This window comes from Streptomyces lancefieldiae, from assembly GCF_031845825.1.
Taxonomy (GTDB): Bacteria; Actinomycetota; Actinomycetes; order Streptomycetales; family Streptomycetaceae; genus Streptomyces; species Streptomyces lancefieldiae.
Genome location: NZ_JAVRFH010000017.1, coordinates 92,843 through 108,383, shown reverse-complemented (window position 1 = coordinate 108,383; position 15,541 = coordinate 92,843). Strand labels below are relative to the sequence as shown.

At 70.9% G+C, this 15,541-nt stretch carries 15 protein-coding genes; 5 read left to right on the top strand and 10 right to left on the bottom strand.

What is annotated here, in order from left to right:
• Window positions 1-51: 51 nt before the first annotated feature.
• Window positions 52-789, top strand: coding sequence for a VOC family protein (locus RM812_RS18870; RefSeq protein WP_311573865.1), 738 nt, complete (start codon window positions 52-54; stop codon window positions 787-789).
• A gap of 285 nt (window positions 790-1,074) precedes the next feature.
• On the opposite strand, the gene RM812_RS18865 is transcribed toward RM812_RS18870, so the two are convergent.
• From RM812_RS18865 to RM812_RS18840, 6 genes are read right to left on the bottom strand one after another with little or no spacing between them, the layout of a single operon-like run.
• Window positions 1,075-2,148, bottom strand: a complete 1,074-nt coding sequence (locus RM812_RS18865; RefSeq protein ID WP_311573863.1) for an LLM class flavin-dependent oxidoreductase — start codon at window positions 2,146-2,148, stop codon at window positions 1,075-1,077.
• 14 nt (window positions 2,149-2,162) lie between these two features.
• The gene (locus tag RM812_RS18860) at window positions 2,163-3,026 is read right to left on the bottom strand and encodes an ABC transporter substrate-binding protein (protein ID WP_311573861.1); all 864 of its coding nucleotides are present in this window, start codon (window positions 3,024-3,026) and stop codon (window positions 2,163-2,165) included.
• Window positions 3,027-3,752, bottom strand: coding sequence for an ABC transporter ATP-binding protein (locus tag RM812_RS18855; RefSeq protein WP_311573859.1), 726 nt, complete (start codon window positions 3,750-3,752; stop codon window positions 3,027-3,029). It lies immediately after the preceding gene.
• The gene (locus tag RM812_RS18850) at window positions 3,749-4,591 is read right to left on the bottom strand and encodes an ABC transporter permease (RefSeq protein ID WP_311573857.1); all 843 of its coding nucleotides are present in this window, start codon (window positions 4,589-4,591) and stop codon (window positions 3,749-3,751) included. The genes RM812_RS18855 and RM812_RS18850 overlap by 4 nt, the downstream gene beginning before the upstream one ends.
• Window positions 4,588-5,583: an NrtA/SsuA/CpmA family ABC transporter substrate-binding protein gene (locus RM812_RS18845; protein WP_311573855.1), complete on the bottom strand. Its 996-nt coding sequence runs from the start codon at window positions 5,581-5,583 to the stop codon at window positions 4,588-4,590. The genes RM812_RS18850 and RM812_RS18845 overlap by 4 nt, the downstream gene beginning before the upstream one ends.
• 7 nt (window positions 5,584-5,590) lie before the next feature.
• A complete protein-coding gene (locus RM812_RS18840; protein WP_311573853.1) occupies window positions 5,591-6,616 on the bottom strand; it encodes an ABC transporter substrate-binding protein in 1,026 nt (341 codons plus the stop codon).
• A 447-nt stretch (window positions 6,617-7,063) separates the two neighbouring features.
• Between RM812_RS18840 and RM812_RS18835 the strand changes: the two genes are divergently transcribed.
• Complete coding sequence (locus RM812_RS18835) at window positions 7,064-7,837, top strand: IclR family transcriptional regulator (protein WP_311573851.1); 774 nt, start codon at window positions 7,064-7,066, stop codon at window positions 7,835-7,837.
• On the opposite strand, the gene RM812_RS18830 is transcribed toward RM812_RS18835, so the two are convergent.
• Entirely contained in the window at window positions 7,728-8,612 is an 885-nt protein-coding gene (locus RM812_RS18830; protein ID WP_311573849.1) for an ABC transporter ATP-binding protein, read from the bottom strand. The genes RM812_RS18835 and RM812_RS18830 overlap by 110 nt on opposite strands.
• Window positions 8,613-8,856: 244 nt before the next feature.
• Between RM812_RS18830 and RM812_RS18825 the strand changes: the two genes are divergently transcribed.
• Window positions 8,857-9,300: a hypothetical protein gene (locus RM812_RS18825; protein WP_311573847.1), complete on the top strand. Its 444-nt coding sequence runs from the start codon at window positions 8,857-8,859 to the stop codon at window positions 9,298-9,300.
• A gap of 126 nt (window positions 9,301-9,426) precedes the next feature.
• Here RM812_RS18825 and RM812_RS18820 read toward each other — a convergent pair whose 3' ends face one another.
• Together RM812_RS18820 and dacB are read right to left on the bottom strand one after the other, a co-directional pair.
• Window positions 9,427-9,999, bottom strand: coding sequence for a GNAT family N-acetyltransferase (locus RM812_RS18820; RefSeq protein WP_311573845.1), 573 nt, complete (start codon window positions 9,997-9,999; stop codon window positions 9,427-9,429).
• Window positions 10,000-10,486: 487 nt separating this feature from the next.
• Entirely contained in the window at window positions 10,487-11,842 is a 1,356-nt protein-coding gene (gene dacB, locus RM812_RS18815) for a D-alanyl-D-alanine carboxypeptidase/D-alanyl-D-alanine endopeptidase (RefSeq protein WP_311573843.1), read from the bottom strand.
• A 969-nt stretch (window positions 11,843-12,811) separates the two neighbouring features.
• Between dacB and RM812_RS18810 the strand changes: the two genes are divergently transcribed.
• Together RM812_RS18810 and RM812_RS18805 are read left to right on the top strand one after the other, a co-directional pair.
• Window positions 12,812-13,321, top strand: a complete 510-nt coding sequence (locus RM812_RS18810; protein ID WP_311573841.1) for a GNAT family N-acetyltransferase — start codon at window positions 12,812-12,814, stop codon at window positions 13,319-13,321.
• Window positions 13,322-13,575: 254 nt separating this feature from the next.
• A complete protein-coding gene (locus RM812_RS18805) occupies window positions 13,576-14,703 on the top strand; it encodes a DUF1963 domain-containing protein (RefSeq protein WP_311573839.1) in 1,128 nt (375 codons plus the stop codon).
• A 146-nt stretch (window positions 14,704-14,849) separates the two neighbouring features.
• Here the strand turns inward: RM812_RS18805 and RM812_RS18800 are convergent, their stop codons facing one another.
• Window positions 14,850-15,512, bottom strand: coding sequence for an O-methyltransferase (locus RM812_RS18800; protein WP_311573837.1), 663 nt, complete (start codon window positions 15,510-15,512; stop codon window positions 14,850-14,852).
• Window positions 15,513-15,541 lie beyond the last annotated feature (29 nt).

The window sequence follows — 15,541 nt, the reverse complement described above, 5'->3', positions numbered from 1 at the left end:
GACCTGAAATTCGCACGCCTGCCCGATGGGAGATCACCTAGGGTACGCGGCATGACGCTGCAACTTGTTCAGGTGAACTTCAAGGCCCGGGACGACTCGGCGCTCGGCCGGTTCTGGGCGGAGGCGCTCGGCTGGGGTATTTCGAGCGAAGGCCCCGGCGTCACCAACCTGGAACCGGTGGGCTTCGACTGGCCGGACCCGTCCGCCGTCTGCATCGATCTCGTCCGCGTCCCGGACCCGGAGACGGTGAAGTACCGCGTGCACCTCGAGCTCGCCACCACCTCCGACGCCCATCAGGCGGAGTTGGTCGCACGGCTGAGAGAACTCGGGGCGACGCCCGCCGATGTGGACCAGGGCGACGCGCCGTGGACGGTGCTGGCCGACCCGGAGGGCAACGTGTTCACCGTCATGGAGCCCCGGGAGCTCTACCGGGACACCGGGCCGATAGCCGCCGTGGTCGTCGACTGCGCCGACCCACGGGCCATGGTCCGGTTCTGGGGGGAGGCGATCGACTGGACCGTCCACGAGCTGACCGACGACCGCGCTCTGCTGCGCTCCGTCAAGGGTGTCGGCCCGTACCTGGAGTTCCGCCGCACGCCCGACGACGAGGTCGCATGGACCCGCGTCCATCTCGACGTGATGTCCGACCCCGTCGCGGATCAGGCGAGGGAGGTCACCCGGCTCGAAGGCCTCGGTGCGGTACGGACCGACGTGGGTCAGGGTGACGTCTCCTGGGTCGTCCTGGCCGACCCGGCGGGCAACGAGTTCTGCGTCCTCGGCCGGGGCTGACACGGAACACCGTCCGCTCCCCCACGGCGGTGCGGCAGTGGGCGTCGCCGGCCTCTCCCCGGCCGCCGCCGAAAACCACCACCACTCCGAGGTGCTGCGGTCCACCACCGCGTCCGGCCGCGCGCCCGGGCGAAGGCGACGGCGGTGCGGTCGCCCGAGTGGGGGGTGGGAGAGCCGTGGGTCGGCGGGCCTGGGGCGCATAGTGCTCGTGGTCTCGGTCTGCCGCTCGTGCACGACATCGGGGGCGCCGTTCTGCATGAACGGCGCCCCCGGCGCAGGCTCCGGTCAGCTTCGGATGCCGAGCTTCGGCAGGACCGTCTCCGCCACCCGGTACGCCTCCTCCAGCAGCGGGTTCCCGGAGAGGATGAAGGTGTCCACGCCGAGTTCCTCGTACTCCTTGAGCCGCTCCACCACCTGAGCCGTCGAGCCCACCACGGCGGTGCCCGGGCCGGGGCGGAAGAGGCTCATGCCGGGCCACAGGTTGGGATGGTTCTCCAGTTCGCGGGCGTGCGCGGGCACCCGGCCGCCGTGCTGACGGAACTGGCGCTGCCAGCCCACCCCGTCCTCGCCCGTCTTGACGCCGAGTTGGCGGGCGTAGGTCTCCTCGCTGGTGACGTCCAGGAGTCGGTCGGCGGCGGCCCAGGCCTCGTCCTCGGTGTCCCGGACGATGAGGTGCAGCCGGAGCCCGATGCGCAGGGTGCGCCCGTACGCCGCCGCCCGCTCGCGTACCCGGTCGAGCTTCTCCTTGAGCAGGTGCGGGGGTTCGCCCCAGGTGAGGTACACGTCGACGTGCCGGGCGGCCATCTCGATGCCGGGTCCGGAGGAGCCGCCGAACCACAGCGGCACGTGGGGGGTCTGCACCGGCTTCAGGTCGCCGAAGGACGCCCCGGCGCCCTTGAGGTCGTAGAAGCGGCCCTGGTGGTCGAAGACCTCGCCGGCGGTGAGCCGCTTCACGATCGACCAGTACTCGGCGCTCAGTTCGTAGCGTTCGTCGTGCTCCACGGTGAGGCCGTACTCGCGCAGCGTCCTGGTGGAGCCGTTGACCACGTTGAAGCGGAGCCGGCCGCGGAAGAGGGTGTCGAAGGTCAGGGCCATCTTGGCGAGCAGGGTGGGTGAGATCAGGCCGGGGTGGACGGCCAGGAGGGGCTGGAAGCGGGGGCTGGTGGCGGCGGACAGGGCGCTGCCCAGCGGCCACACGTCGTACAGGTCGGTGGCGAGCAGCGCGCCGCTGAACCCGAGCCGCTCGACGGTGCCGGCGAGGTGCTGGAGGTAGCCGAGGTCGACGGGGCGCCGCCCTTCGGGCTCCCAGGGGTAGGCGCCTTCGCGCGGGATGATGTACCAGAGGACTTCCGCAGGCATGGGCTCGGGGCCTTTCAGGCTCGCCGTGCGACGGCGTCGGCCACCGTCACCGCGCGGTCGACGAAGCCGGTCCGTACGAAGATGTCGGCGGCCTGCTGCTGTTCGGCGAGGAACTCCTCGCTCACGTCCTCCAGCCGCCAGGGCAGGGCGCGCAGCGCGGTCTCCCAGTCGTCGGCGGTGCCGCCCTGGTGGTCGGCGGCGATCGCGGCGGCCTCCCGGTAGTGTGCCTCGGCCCATGCGTCGGCCCGGCGCAGCGCGCGCAGCAGCGCCTCCATCACGTCCGGCCGCTGTTCGGCCAGGTCGCGGCGGGTGAAGAACACCGACCGGTCGGTGATGACGTCGCCGGTGCGGATCAGGACGCGCAGACCGCCGGTGCGCAGGGCGGCGGCCAGTTGCGGGCCCTGTGCCACCCAGGCGGTGATGTCCCCGGAGCGCAGCAGCTTCTCGCTGTCGGGGCCGCTGCGTTCGGCGGTGATGTCGGTGGCGTAGGACAGTCCGGCGTCGTCCAGGGCCTTGGCGATCAGGTGGGTCTGCCATGAGCCGATCGCCAGGTGCACGGTGCCGGCCTTCAGGCCGGTGACGTCCCCCACGGGGCTGTCCTCGGGGACCAGGAGGGCGCCGTGGTCGGGGCGGGGCGCGGACACGGCGGCGTAGACGATGTCGTGCCCGGCGGCCTGGGCGGTGACGGGCGGGGTGGAGCCGGTGCCGCCGAAGTCGATGACGCCGTCGGTGAGGAGCTGTCCGGTGCGCACACCGTTGGTGTAGTGATGGAAGGCGACCGTCTCCCCGACCGTGGCCAGTTCCTCGGCGGCGATGTCGAGACGGGAGAGGTAGTAGAGGGTCGGGTTGCTGTCGTGGACGCCGATGGTGATGGCCATTCAGTTCGCTCCGGTCGGGACGGGGTCGGGACGGGGTGTGTTCACGCCGAGGTCGGCGAGGAGGCGACGGCGCAGGGCGGCGAAGGACGGGTCGCCGGGGTCGCGGGGCCGGGCGATGCGCACGGGTTCGTCGGTGACCAGGCGGCCCTCGCGCAGGACGCAGACGCGGTCCGCGAGGCGTACGGCCTCCTCGACGTCGTGGGTGACGAGGAGGACGGCGGGGCGGTGCGCCTGGCACAGTCGGCCCACCAGGTCCTGCATGCGCAGCCTGGTGAGGGCGTCGAGCGCGGCGAACGGCTCGTCCAGGAGCAGCAGTTCCGGTTGACGCACCAGGGCGCGGGCCAGGGCGACGCGCTGGGCCTCGCCGCCGGAGAGCGTGGCGGGCCAGGCATCGGCGTGGTTTTCCAGGCCGACCTCGGCCAGGGCGCGCCGGCCGCGGTCGGCCTCGCCGCGCGGCAGGGCGACGGTCACGTTGGCCAGGACCCGTTTGGAGGGGACCAGCCGGTGTTCCTGGAAGACGATCGTGCGGGCCCGGGGGACGAGGACCTCGCCGGCGTCGGCGTCGTCGAGGGCGCCGAGGACGCGCAGCAGGGTCGTCTTCCCGCTGCCGCTCGCGCCGAGCAGCGCCACGAACTCACCCCGCGCGATGGTGAGGTCGAGGCCGTCCAGCACGGTGCGCGCACCGAACGCCTTGCGCAGGCCGCTGACTCGTACGACGTCGCTCATCGGACGGCCCCCCGCCACGGCATGAGGACGCGTTCCAGCAGCCGTACGATCGCGTCGGCGGTGAGACCGAACAGGCCGTACACGAGGATGCACACGGCGAGGATGTCCGTGCGGGCGTAGCTCTGCGCCTGGGCCATGAGGTAGCCGACGCCGGCGGTCGTGTTGATCTCCTCGGCGGCGATCAGGGCGATCACGCTGAGCGTCATGGACAGCCGCAGCCCGGCCAGCAGGGACGGCAGCGCGCCGGGCAGCACGACCTCGCGGACGACGGCGGTCCGGCTCATCCCGAAGCTGCGCATCGCCTCGACCAGTTTCGGGTCGGTGTCGCGGACGCCGGCCGAGGTGGAGACGTACATGGGGAAGGTGGTGGCGACGGCGATCAGGAGGATCTTCGCGATCTCGTTGATGCCGAACCACACCATGAACAGCGGGACCAGGGCCAGAAACGGGATGGTGCGCAGGGTCTGTATCGGGGAGTCGAGGAGTTCGTCACCGAGCCGGGTGTAGCCGGTCAGCACCCCGAGCGTCAGTCCGGCGGTGAGGCCGAGGAGAAGCCCGGTGCCGGAGCGTGTGAGAGAGGTGGTGAGGGCATCGGGCAGTTGGCCGTTGCCCCACAGTTCGCCGACGGCACGGACGACGTCGGCCGGTGAGGCAAGGACGTCCGGAGTGAGCAGGCCCGTCGCAGAGGCGGCCCACCACAGCAGCAGAAGGGTGAGCGGTCCCAGCGCCCGGAAGGTCAGGGTGTGGGCGCGTCGGCGGGGACGCCGGACATGAGCGCGCGGGGCCTCCAGATCGGGTTCCGCCGCCGCGGGCGCGAGGGTGTCTCGGGCCGCCGTCATGACAGGGTCGTCACGTCCAGAACGTGGGATGCCACGTCCACTCGAGTCCTGGTGACCCTCTGCTCGGCGTAGAACGCGGCGACGTTCTGGAACCGCTCGACGTCGGCGTCCGTGATCGGTTCGACGGTGCCGCCCTGCGAGGTGAACTCGATCTGTACGCGCTTGGCCTCACCGGTGAGGGCCTGCGGCCCGGCGTCGGTGTTGACGTTGAGGTAGGCCTCGGGGTCGCGCTTCTGCTTCACGCTGCCGTCGTGCAGGTACTGGTAGAGCGCCTTGACGACCTGTGGGTGCTCCTCGGCGAAGGCGGTGCGGACAGCGGTGAGGCTGTAGTTGTCGGAGCCGATCTCCTTCCCGTCCGCGACGAAGTGCGCCTGGCCGCCGCCGATCTCGGCTACGGAGTAGGTCGCCCACACGGCCCAGGCGTCGACCTTGCCGGCGTTGAAGACGCCGGCGGTCTGGTCGGGCTTGAGGTGGACGCGCTCGACGTCGTCGGCGTCGAGGCCGGCCTTCTCCAGGGCTTTCAGCAGCAGGTACTCGCCGGTGCCGCCCTGGTTGACGGCGACCTTCCGGCCCTTGAGGTCCTGCACCGAGTCGATGCCCGAACCGTCCTTCGCGAGGATGCCCTCGCCGGCGCCGTCGGGCGCGGTCGCGGTGAAGAACTCGAAGCCGGCCTTCTGCGACAGCGAGGTGATGCCGGAGGTGATCGATCCGGTGGCGATGTCGAGCCGGTCCGCGTTGAGGGACTGTGCGGCGGGGGCGAAGGGGCCCGCGCTGCCGGTCCATTCGACCTTGGCGTTCACCTCGGCCAGGGCCTTGGCGAGGGTGCCGTCCTTCTTGCCGAGGGCGAGCACCCCGCTGTTTCCGGGATCGGGGATGCGGACGGTGACGGTGCCCTCGGCGCCGCTGTCGGCCTGGGAGGTGCCGCAGCCGGCGAGGACGGCGGTCGCGGCGGCGGTCGCCAGGGCGGTCCGGGTCAGTCTCGGGAAGCGCATGTCGGTCCTACGGGGTGGTGGAGGGCTGGGGAGTCGGTGTCGCGCCGAGCAGTTGCCGGGCGCGGGTCAGGGGCCCGGGGTCGGCCCAGGTGTGTACGTCGACGGGCCCGGGCAGGAAGCCGTGGGCTCGCAGGGCCGCCTCCTGCAGGGCGAGCAGGCCGAGCCGGTCGTCGGACAGGTCGGGGTGGAGGGTGCGGTGGGTGCCGGGGCGGTAGGCTCCGCTGACGCCGGCCGCGCCGGCGCCCGTCTCGGCGCCCAGGATGCGGGCCACCTCCTCCGGCTGGCGTGCGGCCCAGTCGGCGGCGCGCAGCAGCACGGCCAGGAACCGGTCGACGACGTCGGGGTGGTCCTCCAGGAGCCGCTGGTGCACGGTGATGGGCCGCGGGGTGCCGTTGTTGACGCGGTGGCTCCGGTCGGGCAGGTCGTCGAGCTCCACGGCGACCTCGGCGCCGGCCCGCCGTGCCGCCTCGACGGCGACGGCGCCCTTGACGTAGACGGCGTCGACGTCGCCGCGGGTGAGTGCGGCGAGTTCGGCCGCCCACTGGCCGCGGTGCCCGTCGGCGGGTACGTCGACCGGGCGGGTGTCGTCCAGGCCGAGCTCGGCGGAGGCGAGCGCGCCCTCGAAGCCGCGGATCGCCATGGCCCGCCAGAAGTCGATGCGGACCGGGTGCCGGGGCAGGGCCAGCCGCAGTCCGCGCAGCGCGGCGGCGCCACGGATGCCGGAACCGGGCGCGACCAGGACGGTCTGCCGTTCCTCGATCCAGGTGAGGCCGATCAGCCGGGTCGCCTCGCCCCGCGAACGGGCCCACAGGGCGGGGACGTTGCCGCCCTCGCGGATGAGGGTGGGCCTGGCGTGGGTGTAGTGGGTGCCGCGGGCGTCGGCGTCTACGGCGGCGTCCTGGAGGGACCGTACGGCGATGCCGTCGAGCGCGAACTCCTCGGCCAGCCAGTGCCGGTCGGCGGCGATGCCGGTCGCGGTCGGTACGGGACAGCGGGTGAACCACAGCGTGTCGAGCAAGGGGATGTGTGTCATGGGCTCTTCTCGAGAAGGCCGTCCCACTGGTGCGGGGGGCCTACGGTTCGGTGTCTGCCCGGCGACAGGGCGTGCTGCGCACGGAGGCCGGGAGGGGGACAAAGGAAGGGGAACGGCTCGCTCCGGGACTGCGGCAGGGAGCCGGTCAGGAGGTGTGCGTCAGCGGTGGGCGTGCGGGTCAGCGACAGGTGGCGCTGAAGACGCGTCCGAGGTCGACGTGCCGACGGGCGGTGAACCGGGGGAAGCCGGCGGTGTTGCGCACGGTGTCCTCCCTCGTCCGGTGCCGGTGCCGGTGCCGGAACCGTTCCGGCGGCGTGTCCGCAGCGTGGCACACCCGCCGAGCCACCGACAAGCCGCTTCCCGCCCTGTGGGAATGAGCGTGAACAGCCTGTTTCAACAGGACATGAGGGCTCGGGCCCGGTCCCGCGATGTGGGAACGTCGAGGGCGTGACGAACAGCCCGGTGACGGGCGCGCGGGCGGTGCGGCGCGCCCTGGACATCCTGCACTGCTTCCACGGCAACGCCCCTGACCTCAGCGCGTCGGAGATGGCCCGCAGGCTGGAGCTGTCCACCTCCACCGCCCACCGGCTGGCGCGGACCCTGCTGAGCGCGGACTTCCTGGAGCAGGATGCGAGGACCGCCCGGTACCGGCTCGGGCCGGCCGTGACCGAGCTGGGCCGGCTCTCCTACCACCAGCGGGGCCTGCACCTGGCCGCGCCGGAACTGGCCGACCTCGCCCGGCGCACCGGCGCGACGGCCGACCTGGCCCTGCGCAGCGGACCGTACGCGGTCATCGTGGCCGGGGGCTCGGTCACCCCGAAGGTGGGGCTGCGCAGACCGCTGCACTCGACGGCGCTGGGCAAGGTACTGCTCGCCTGGCCGCGGCCGGGCGAGGGCGGCGCCGAGTCACTGCCGCCGCTGCGGGCATTCACCGACCGCACCATCGTCCACCGGGACCATCTCGCGGCGGAGCTGCAGCGGGTGCGGGCCGAACGGTACGCGCTCAACGACGGTGAGTCCGCGCAAGGCATCTGCACGATCGCCGTGCCGGTGCTGGACCACGTCGAGTCGGCGCGGTTCGCGCTGGCGGTGCGCGGCACGCCCGAGCTGATCACGACCGACCGCCGGGAGTGGTTCCTCGCCCAGGCGCGGACGTGCGCGCGTGCTCTGGAGGTGCTGCTGCTGCCTCCTGCCGAGCGGGGCGCCGTGGGCGCACACTGAATCGCCCCGGCGTCAGGCGGGCAAGCGGGGCACGCTGTCGATCAGGCGGCGGGTGTACCGATGGGCGGGGCGCTGAGGACACGTGCGGTGTCGCCCTGTTCGACGAACCGCCGCGCTCCAGCACGGCGGTTCGTTCGCACAGGGCCGCCACAACGGACAGGTCGTGGGAGACCATCACCAACGTCAGGCCGCGTTCCCGTTTCAGTGCGGCCAGCAGGTCGACGACCTTGACGCGGGTGGTGACGTCCAGGGCACTGACGGGCTCGTCGGCGAGCAGGACACGGGGCTCGCACACCGTGGCCCGGGCGATGGCGATGCGCTGACGCCGGCCGCCGGCGAACTCGTGCGGATACCGCTCGGCGGCGTCGGCCGGCAGCCCCACCGTCTCCAGCGCCGCGGACACCTTCGGGGCGGCGCCCGCCCGGGTGTCCAGGCCGAGGGAGCGCAGGGGTTCGGCGACGATCGAGCCGATGCGGCGGCGCGGGTCGAGGGAGGAGTAGGGGTCCTGGAAGACGCACTGGACGCTGCGCCTGAAGCGCCGCATCTGCTGCCCGTGGCGCAGGGCCAGGGGCTCGCCGTCGAAGCGGACCGTGCCTGCGGTGGGGCGGGCGAGGCCGAGCAGCAGGCGCAGCAGTGTGGTCTTGCCCGCGCCGGACTCGCCGACGAGGGCGAGGCTCTCCCCCGGGTCTACGGCGAGGAACACGTCGCTGACCACGTCGGCGCGGGCTCCGCGGTAGCGGGCGGCCACGTCGGCGAGTTCCAGCACGGGGGTCACGGCGCGCTCCTCAGCTCCAGGGCGGATTCCAGCGTGCGGGCGCCGGCGACCAGGTTCCGGGATCCGCCCGCTGTCATGGAACCGCGCCGTCAACGCGGCCAGGTCCTGGCCGCGAAAGTCGAACATCACCCTGTGGCCGCCGGTGAAGTAGATGGCGTCGTCGAGGTGACGCTGCCGCTGCGGCTGCGCGTCGAGCAGGCTTGCTCCGGACGACCCCGACGTACAGTCGCTGTTCTACGGTCCGGTGCTGCTCGCCGCCCACAGTGACGCGCGCGAGCTTCGTGAGGTCTCCCTGTACTCCCGGCTGCCGCTCAGCGGCGATCTCTCCGGCGCGGTCCGTCCCGCCGACAAGCCCCTGCACTTCACCCTCGACGGCACGGCCCTGGCGCCGTTCCACGTCGGTGACACCACCGCGTACCACGCCTACTTCCGCCGGTCCGAACCGGAGATCGTCTTCGGGAGCGAGCGAACGGGCGTTCCCAACCGCCGGGCGGACGACGGCCGGACCTTCCTCGACGCCGTGTGGACGCGGTCCCCGTTCGCGTCGCACCGTGAATTCGTGCGTTCGGTGCGGGAGCTGAGTGCACGGTGGCTGGCAGCCGGCCTGCTGGAACGGGCCGAACGGGAGACGGTGATCACCGCCGCGGAACACGCCCGGCTGAGTCGGCCCGCAGGCCCCGGACGGTGAGCCGCGATACGACGCGGTCCGGAACGCCAGGGCAGACACACCGGGTGCCTGCCCTGGCCCCCGCAGACCGCCAGACCCGGCATAGCCGGTCCCCGTCAACCGAGAGGGAAGGGACTCAACGACTGCTCAGCGGGATGGAGTCGGCACGGACGACGGCCGCCACTCTCGCCTGATCAACCCGAACACCCACGTGTCAGACACCTCGCCGTTCACGATGCATTGTTCCCGCAATGTCCCTTCACGTACGAATCCGATCTTCTCCAGTACCCGGGCGGATGCCACGTTGCGCGTATCGGTCTCGGCCTGGACTCGATTCAGGTCCAGTGTGTCGAATGCCCACTGCAACAAGGCGTGCGCGGCCTCCGTCGCGTAGCCGTGGCCCCACATGGCATCGTCGAGGACGTAGCCCAACGACGCACTGCGGTAGTTCGGGTCCCATTCGACCAGAGCGCACCAGCCGACGAAGGCCCCGTCAGAAGCACGATCGATGGCCACCCGCGCGCCGGTGCCTTCGTCCGCCAACTTCCGGCACACAGCGATGAAGTGCTCGGCGCGGGCCCGTTCGGTCCACGGCGCGGAGTCCCAGTAGCGCAGTACATGGGCGCTGCTGTGCAGTGCGTAGAGGGGGCCCGCGTCGGCGTCGGTGAAGGGTCGCAGTCGCAGGCGCGCGGTGTGCAGTATGGGGGTGGCCAAGGTCATGGGCACCATCTTGTGTCCCATGGGGCGGGCAGAACACCGAATATCCGATGCCGTCCGGCCCTCACGATCAGGGCACCGCCCACCAGCAGATCGTGCCTCGCCTTCAGCCGGCACGCCGACCAGGCATCCGGTTCGCAAACTGCACAAGGGTGCCTCTCCCGCCAAGGAGGCGACCACGCCGGAGCCGCCTCAACCGGGGGCAGGTCCGTTTCCGGAGCACCCGGCAGTCCGTCCAGCGGACGGCCATGCCCGGAAGGCCACGTACGTCTGCACCCGGGTCGCGGTCGAGAACCACGGCCCCCGGTCGTGGCGGGGTACCCATCGAGTCCGCGAGATCTTCCACCGAATCTCCTCAACCAGTCGCCTGCGCGGGCGGCTCAGGGGAGTGAACGAGCGGGAGTGGCCGGGAGGTTCACGCGACTGCGCGCCGCCGGTGGGCGACGCGCAGACGTACCGTGTCGTGCGATGTTTCAGACGCGGTGACCGATCAGGCCCAGCAGCCGTTCACGGTCGCGGCGAGGCCGTCCATGGCGTCCTTGATGTCGCTCGGGTCGGCCGACGAGTTGTTCTCGATGAAGGAGAAGATCCTCCACTCGCCGTTCTCGGTCTGCGTGACACCGCTCAGGGCGACGGCCCCGGTGAGCGTGCCGGTCTTCGCGTGCACTTTGCCCACGGCGCACTCGGAGTTGGCGTCGTCGAAGCGGCCCCACTCCGGGCCGAGGCTGGCACCGGCCTCGCCGGCGACCGGCAGACCGTCCAGGATCGAGCTCAGGGCGGGGGCCTCCGTAATCGCGTCGAGGAGCTGTGCGAGGGCCGCGGCCGGGATGCGGTCGGCACGGGAGAGGCCGCTGCCGTCGTACATCTCGAAGTTGTCGAGAGACACCCCGTACGAGCTCAGCACCTGGCGGACGAGCTCGACGCCGCCCTCGAAAGTGGCCGGCTTCCCCAGCTCCACGGCGGACATCCGCAGCAGGGTCTCGGCGATGTTGTTGTCGCTCGTCTTGAGCATCTGCTTGACGATGTCCGACAGCGGCGCCGACTTGTGCTGCGCCACCGGTACGTCGGACTGCTTGGCCGTCGCGCGGCTGACGTCTCCGTCGACGGTGATGCCCTGCGCGGCGAGCTTCTCGGCGAAGACGTTGCCGGCGTTGATCGCCGTGTCGTTGACGGCGGCGCCGTCGACGACGAGCGAACGGACCGGCGTGACCTCGGTGGGGTAGTAGCCCTCGTTCCAGCCGTTGGCGAGGCTCGGATCGGCGAACAGGCTGTCGTCCACACGGACCTTGACATTGGTCAGACCCGCGGCCTTGAGCCCGTCGCCGGCAGTCTTGGCCAGCTCGGCGACGTCGTCGCTGGTGAGGGTGCGGTCACCGCCGCCGACGAGAGTGAGGATGCCGTCGCCGTACACGACCTTCGTGGTGAACTCGTGGTTCGCGCCCAGCAGCGTCAGGGCGGTTGTTGCCGTGGCGAGCTTGGCGTTGGAGGCCGGCATGAGGGTGGTGGAGCCGTTGTGGTCCCAGAGGGCGGTGTCCGAGTCGGCGTCGATCACCACGCCACTGACGTTGGAGCCCAGGCGCTCGTCGGCGACGCGCTCGTTGAGGTTCTTGACCAACTGCGCGTCGTCGGCGTCGAGGTCGTCGACCGAGATGCCCTGCGCCTTCGCGGTGCTGTCGTCGGCGGCGAAGGCCGAGGTACCGGCCAGCGTGGCGGAGGCCACGGGCACGGCCATCGCGAGCACGAGGGCCCGTCGCGCGCCGATGCGGCCCGCTCGTGCCTTGCGGTGCCGACGGCGTCCGCCCGGGAGGAAAGCGTTCGTGGAGGTTTCGTCTGGCGTACCAGTCATGAAGCGAAATCCAAGGATCGAGTAATTCGTTCTGTGGGGTGGAACGGCGGGCACGCTACCAGCAGTCGTGTGGATGGCTGGATCAGGCAGTGATTGGTTGTGAACGTCTTGCAACTACTGCTTTCCGAGCGTCTTCGTGAGGAGTCCCATTGGGTGCCGTACGGGCAAATCTGTTGCCCTTTCATGCACCGGAAAGGGGCCTGTGGTCCTCGGCACTGCTGTCGGCAACCGCCCGGAACACTTGCGTTCCGGTCATAGTCGGCTCGTGACCGTCCGCCGGCATCCGGCCCTGAAAGGAGGCGTCACCGACCCGCCGACGGTGCTGTCCGGAGGCGGTCACCCCAGGTGGGCCCCGAAGTCCCAGGACGGGCGGACCCGCCGGCGGGCCGACTCGGTCTGCGGGTGTTGGGTGCCGAGGGTGCGGGTCAGGCTGATCAACGCCGCCTCCTCCATGACGTCCGCGTCCTTCAGCCGCGCCCGGCGCGTAGGTCTCCGGCGAGCGCGATCTTGCAGGAGAGGGTCAGCTGGTGCTCCGCGCCGAGTACGGCCTCTGCCCGGCGCCCGCCCCCAGGACGAGCTGGGTCCGCTCCAGGGCGTCTCCGCTCATCGCCCCGGAGGGGCGGGTCGCGTCGCCTCGCAGACGGGCCGTCCGCTCGTGCTGTCCCTACGCCCCCTCAATCGCCCGACCGGTCACCAGCCGCAGGACATGAGCCCACCGTCCGGCGCCCCCAGTTACTGCACCCCGCAACGATCAGCAGCGGAGGCGGGACAGCCTCTTAACTCCTGCCCTTGCCGTCTTTGACTTCGGTGACCGACGTACGTGAGTCCGGGGCCCACGAGCCCTGTCACCGTTCCGGCTTTCCCGAGGATGAGCTCCATCGTGAGACAACTGTGGACTTTGAGCACCGCCGGGGTCGAGCAGATCCCCAACTACAGCTGCTGAACGCACCCTCCGGATAGGGTCGGGCGATGCCCAAGTTGAAGCGGCTGCAAGCTGACCACGCCCCGGCGGTCCTGGCCTTCGAGCTGGCGAACCGCGCCTACTTCGCTGCCTCGGTTCCCGACCGCGGCGACGACTTCTTCGACCGGTTCACCGACCGGTACAGCGCCCTGCTGGCCGAGCAGGAGGCCGGCATCTGCGCCTTCTACGTGCTCGTTGCCGAGGACGGCTCGGTTTTGGGCCGGTTCAACCTGTACGACCTCGAAGACGGCGCTGCTGAGCTCGGTTACCGGGTCGCGCAGCACGTCGCCGGCCGTGGCGTGGCGACCACGACCGTCCGGGAGCTGTGCCGGCTGGCGGTGGCACGGCACGGGCTGCGCACCCTGCGGGCGGGCACATCCCGCGAGAATGTCGCATCCCAGAGGGTGCTGATCAAGGCCGGGTTTGTCCTGGTCGGCCCGGCCGACCAGGCTGACCAGGCTGACCTCGGTGGTACGTCGGGCCCCTGGTATCAGCGCGACTTGGTACTGCAGCGGTAGGCCGTGATCTTGCTGGTGGACCGGCTGCGGGGAAGGCTGGGGCCACCGCTGATCATCGGTGTGGGAAGACAAACGATCGTGCGGTGGCCGCGGGTCACAGCGTAGATCCTGCCCGCTGGCAGGAGGCCTTCGAGTCTTGACAGGCCGGATGGCGGGCCGGGGAACGTACCCGAACTCGTTGTCCCAGCCCTGCCGAGCAGGCTGCCGCGGGCGAATTCCCGCCGCAGGTCAGGCGGTTGTCAACCACGCCTGCGGTGATCACAGAACGCGTCGCGGATGTGCTTTCCGCTCCCCGCGTTTCCCCGGTTGGTTCACTGCGCGAACCAACCGGGCCGAGGAGCAGTAGTGGGGACATCCCGCTCGAGACCGGCATCACCGCGGGCTGCCGGTGTCAGGGTGTGTCCTCCTCCGGAGGGGGTGCCGGTGGCGGGGGAAGCAAGAATCCTTCCCAGGCGTCCAGCGCGAACATCTGGCTGACCGAAGCCTTCGTTGTCCCGCGGGACGTGGGGTTGTCGGTGGCGGGGACTACTGTTGCCGGTGTGACTGACGAGCTTCGTGAAATGTTGATTCCCTTTCGTACGCGGGCCGTTGAGGAGGGGTACCCGTGGGAGGACATAGACCCGCTACCGGCCGAAGAGGTGGACCGGTGGATCGGCCAGGTCCGGCCTTGCGCGGTCCTCACTGGTGGCGGAGACGGGCCGGTCGCGGGCAGGTTCGGCGGGCCGCTGCTGCTGCCCGCCGAGGTCCCGGACCCTGAGCACCCGTACCTCGCGTCCGTCGACTTCGCCGCGCTGCCGAAGGACGCGACGGACCTCCCTCTGCCGCCCGACGGACGCCTGCTGCTCTTCGCCTCACTCGATGAAACGGACGGCGACGGCGACTGCGGCCAGGCCATTTACGTCCCGGCCGACACATCGGTGGAGGAACGCGACAAGAACACCTGGAACGGTGCCCCCGGCGATGACTACTACCAGAAGATCGTCGATTCCTACCCGCAGGGCGAGTTGAGAGCCAGAACCGAACCGGACCTGCCGTACCACCCGCTTCCCGGGTTTCCGCATGCTGACGAGCTGGTCACTGTCTGGTGCGACACCTCTGGCAGAGAAGGGCATCTGCAGATCGGCGGATACGCGGACCAGGAGGACTCCGACCGGGACCCGCTGGAAATCCTCGCGAGCTGCGCCTTCCGGCTGGCGAAGCGGGGGCGGTGGGGCGGTGGTGAGCCGGTGTCGGGCGCTGTCGAGGACTGGGTTCTGCTGGCCCACTGGAACCCGGACATCAGGGGTCGGGAAGGCGCGGACGTGCAGTGGGGAATCCAGCGCGCGGACCTGGCGGCCCGTCGCTTCGACCGCACATTCAGCACCGTCTATTGGAATCCCTGACCGGGCCGGGGCAGAACACCTACAGTGAGCGGCTGCGCGGACGCCTGGGCGAAGTACCAGCGGAGCTCCTCAGGGAGCGCCTGTTCCCAGGAGCCTGGGAGCTGGTCGGGGACGGCCCCATGCCGCCCCCGCGCTCCGGTCCGCGGTCACCTCTTCCGGGCCAGGGTGAGGCCGTCGGCCATGGACAGCATCGCCAGGTCCACTCGATCGTCGTGGAGGAGGGCGGCGTTCAGTTCCCGTACGGCCGCGGTGTCCGCGTCGTGCGCGCTCTCGTCCAGGACTCGGCCGAAGAAGACCGTGTTGTCCAGCACGACCAGCCCGCCCGGGCGCACCAGCCGCAGCGCCTTCTCGTAGTAGAGCGGGTAGCCGGCCTTGTCCGCGTCGATGAAGACCAGGTCCGCGCCGTCAGGGCCGAGATCGGTCAGCAGGGTGGTCAGGACGTCGGCAGCCGGGCCGACCCGGGACTCGATCCGCTCGGCCACTCCGGCGCGCTTCCAGTACGGTTCTGCGATCATCGGCCACCTCGCGGAGATGTCCACCGTGATGAGACGGCCGTCCGTGGGCAGGGCACGCGCCATGCACAGTGTGCTGTAGCCGGTGAAGGTCCCGATCTCCACGACCGTCCTCGCCCCGCTCAGCCCGACCAGCAGGGCGAGGAACTGGGCTTCCTCCGCCATGACCTGCATGGCCAGACCCATGGGCAGTTCGGCGGTCTCGCGCCTCAGGTCGCTGAGGATCTCGTCGTCCCTCAGCGAAACCGTCCGGACGTAGTCCAGCAGGGCGGGGGAGAAATCCGTTTGCTGTGCCATGTTCATCCAATCTGTCGGGCGGTGGTCCG